4 protein-coding genes and 1 pseudogene are annotated in these 3,235 nt (G+C 38.6%); 3 read left to right on the forward strand and 2 right to left on the reverse strand.

Going from position 1 to position 3,235, the window contains the following annotated elements; all coding sequences use genetic code 11:
• Positions 1-571 (reverse strand): annotated as a pseudogene (locus tag AC1DND_RS23715) (tetratricopeptide repeat protein); the annotation flags it as partial.
• A 171-nt stretch (positions 572-742) separates the two neighbouring features.
• On the opposite strand from AC1DND_RS23715, the gene AC1DND_RS23720 reads away from it, so the two are divergent.
• The 3 genes from AC1DND_RS23720 to AC1DND_RS23730 all read left to right on the forward strand — a co-directional run bounded on the left by AC1DND_RS23720 (position 743) and on the right by AC1DND_RS23730 (position 2,466).
• Positions 743-1,138 carry a GNAT family N-acetyltransferase gene (locus AC1DND_RS23720; RefSeq protein ID WP_477585043.1) on the forward strand — a complete coding sequence of 132 codons (396 nt, stop codon included), beginning with the start codon at positions 743-745 and terminating at the stop codon, positions 1,136-1,138.
• A 9-nt stretch (positions 1,139-1,147) separates the two neighbouring features.
• Complete coding sequence (locus AC1DND_RS23725) at positions 1,148-1,699, forward strand: dihydrofolate reductase family protein (RefSeq protein WP_477585044.1); 552 nt, start codon at positions 1,148-1,150, stop codon at positions 1,697-1,699.
• Positions 1,700-1,887: 188 nt separating this feature from the next.
• Positions 1,888-2,466 (forward strand): YdeI/OmpD-associated family protein, encoded by a 579-nt coding sequence (locus AC1DND_RS23730; RefSeq protein WP_477585045.1) that lies wholly within the window; start codon positions 1,888-1,890, stop codon positions 2,464-2,466.
• A gap of 106 nt (positions 2,467-2,572) precedes the next feature.
• Here AC1DND_RS23730 and AC1DND_RS23735 read toward each other — a convergent pair.
• Positions 2,573-3,235 (reverse strand): NAD(P)H-dependent flavin oxidoreductase (locus AC1DND_RS23735; protein ID WP_477585046.1); only part of this gene is annotated, 663 nt, incomplete at its 5' end.

Genomic DNA, 3,235 nt, shown 5'->3' on the forward strand with positions numbered 1-3,235 from the left:
CATATATACTGCCCAGGTTTTCGTGTATTTTTGCCGCCCCACTTTTATCATTAACCTGCCCGTTTATTTTTAAAGCGAGCTTTTGATAGTAAAATGCACTGTCGTAAAGTTGCCTTTTTTCGTATAACTGCCCAATATTGCCCAAAACGGTTGCCTGTCCGGTTAAGTTATTCGATCTTTTATAGATACCGATGGCTTTGTTATAGCTATGCATAGCCTTGTCTTTCTGCTTCATATAATAGTAGAGCACGCCCGCATCGTTAAGGTTGGCTGCCAATAAAAGCGATTGATTGGCATTGTTGAATATTTTATCGGCTTTTAAAAAGAACTCTAACGATTGACTGAAATGCCCTTGTGTATAACAAATCTTACCCATCTGCTGCAAACATTTGCCTTCTAAAAGCTCATCATTGTCATCGATAGATTTGGCGTATATTTTTTTTAATTGAGCCAGGGCTGCAGTCGGATCTTTTTGATTCAGGGCAATAATCGATTCGAATTTTTCTTCCTGGGCAATCGCGTTCGAAATAAAAAGCAGAAAAAGTACAAGAACACTAAAGGGTTTGGTCATGTTAAAAGCATCTATATCAGGCAATGCTGAACAAAGTAAGAGCGTATATGTTAAGTTAAGGTTAAGTTGAAAAATTAACTGATAGTGATGAATCCCAAATCTAAATTCAAAACCTATTTTATATTAGTCCATTAAGTGATATTTTGTAATTTAGTAGTAAAACCTATTGATATGAATATTACCTATGAGATAGGTGTTATCCCTACACCAGAAGAAGTAATTGAACTATTTGTCCAGGCCGGACTTAAAAGGCCAACTGAACCAGAAAGAATAGCATTGATGTTAAAAAATGCAGACTTATTGGTTACGGCCTGGCAGGAAGATAAACTTGTTGGTATTTCCAGAACCATTACCGATTGGGTCTGGTGCGCTTACCTCGCAGATCTAGCAGTATTTACAGATTTAAAAAGTTCGGGAATAGGCAAAGAAATGATTGCTATTACACGTCAAAAACTCGGAGATCAATGTATGCTTCTTCTCTTATCAGTACCTACTGCTTTTGATTATTACCCTAAAGTGGGTTTTAACAAAGAAGATCGCGCTTTTAGTATCGAACGGATAAAATAATTTCGAAATATGAAAAAAATTATTCTAAACCTTGCCGTTACGCTTGATGGCTACATTGAAGGACCTAATGGAGAAATTGATTGGTGTATTATGGATGGCGATGCCAATTTTAACGATTTTTTAGATGGCATAGATTCTATTTTTTATGGACGAATCAGCTATGATCTCTGGGGAAATTACCAGCCTGGAGAAGAAGAGGATGAATTGATGAAATCGATCTCCGAAAACATTAACAGCAAGAAAAAATATATTTTTTCGCAAACCAAAATCAGCGATGATACAGGTGCTGTTTTTATCCAAACGGATATTGTAGAAAGAGTAAACGAAATTAAAAATCTTCCCGGAAAAGATATCTGGCTGTACGGTGGTGCAAAATTAATATCGACTTTTTTAAATGCCGGCATGGTTGATGAGTTTCAGCTAGCTGTACATCCGGTAATATTGGGTGAAGGAAAATTACTGTTCAGCGAAATTACCAATCGGGTTTGGTTAACATTAAAAGAAACAAAAAGCGCTCCATCAGGTGTTGTGCAGCTGATATACAGCGTTAACGATAAATGAGCAATGGTAGTTTAGAGTTGAGCGTTTGGCGTTTAGAGTCAATTAACCGATTTCAACAATTAACCGAGTGAACCAGTTTGGAGTTGGGCGTTTGGCGTTTGGAGTCGATTAACCATTTATACAAAAAACCAATTAAGATTGAAGTGACCAATGACTAGTGAACGAATGACTAATGAACTATCATTGCTATGGAAGAAATAAAAAACGGAGTTAAAGCTTTTTATGCCAAAACCCAGGCCGATTGGCGCCAATGGCTCGCCGAAAACCATGAAAAAGAAGTATCTGTTTGGTTAATTATCTATAAAAAAGATGCATCAGCAAATCGTTTACCACATAGCAACGCAGTTGATGAAGCCCTCTGTTATGGTTGGATTGATAGTTTAACAATGAAACGTGATGAAGAAAGCCGCTATCAATTTTTCTCCAAAAGAAAACCTAAAAGCAATTGGAGCGCAATTAACAAGAATAAGGCTTTACACATGATAGCCCAAGGATTGATGAGCCATGCAGGACTACAGTCGATCGAAACAGCTAAAGCCAATGGCATGTGGGATGCCCTAAACGATGTGGAAAATCTGATTGTACCCGATGATTTAAAAAAAGAATTTGAAGCCAACAAATCAGCACAAGCACATTGGGATAAATTCCCTCGTTCTTCAAAGAAAGCCATATTAAAATGGATATCAGAAGCCAAAAGAACAGAAACAAGAGCAACAAGGATTAGTGAAACGGTTAGGTTAGCTGAAGAAAATGTACGGGTGAAATAGCACTTAGTCCGGAGTCTTTAGTCGGGAGTCCGAAGATCAGTTGCCAGTTAACAGTTACCAATAACCAGTTTACCGATTTAAACAATTAACCAATCCCCCAAGCCAACTACCTCACCTCTTTAACCAACACCTCCATTAATTCTTTTGCAGAAGTATATTTTAAGTTTACCGCATTTTGTCCCGACCAGAAATTGTACATATCTGTTTTGCCCTGCTCAATGGCAGCAGCTCGTAACGGCCCCATTAATCGGGTTTGAAGCGGAAAGGGCAATACCTCGGTTTCATAATGAATAGCATTGGATATCCGGTTAGCAATCATCCGRCCCATTCTTCCTGTTAATGATTTAGAAAGCACCGTATTTTTTGATTCTTCGGAGAAAAGTTTTGCCTTGTGCATCGGCGTTGCATTAGATTCGTCGGTTACTAAAAAGGCGGTACCCATTTGAACTGCATCTGCACCAAGTGTTAATGCGGCCCTTATACCTTTTGCATCGGCAATACCACCGGCAGCAATTAGAGGTGTTTTTGTTTTCGCTTTTACCTGTTGGATCAATGCAAAAGTCCCTGTTAACGATTCATCTGCCGGTTTAAGGAATGAAGGACGATGTCCACCCGCTTCAAATCCTGTTGCAACAATGGCATCAACCCGGGCTTCTTCGAGTGCTAAAGCTTCGTCCAATGTGGTTGCTGCACCCACTGTTTTAATGCCTAACTTTCGTGCTTCGTTTAATATTTCTTTTGAAGGTATGCCGAATATAAAACTAAATAC

Source organism: Pedobacter sp. 01N416 (assembly GCF_056399685.1).

Excerpts from the sequence above, each read along its gene's own strand:
- AC1DND_RS23720 (WP_477585043.1), top strand. The coding sequence starts at position 743 with ATGAATATTACCTATGAGATAGGTGTTATCCCTACACCAGAAGAAGTA.
- AC1DND_RS23725 (WP_477585044.1), top strand. The coding sequence starts at position 1,148 with ATGAAAAAAATTATTCTAAACCTTGCCGTTACGCTTGATGGCTACATT.
- AC1DND_RS23730 (WP_477585045.1), top strand. The coding sequence starts at position 1,888 with ATGGAAGAAATAAAAAACGGAGTTAAAGCTTTTTATGCCAAAACCCAG.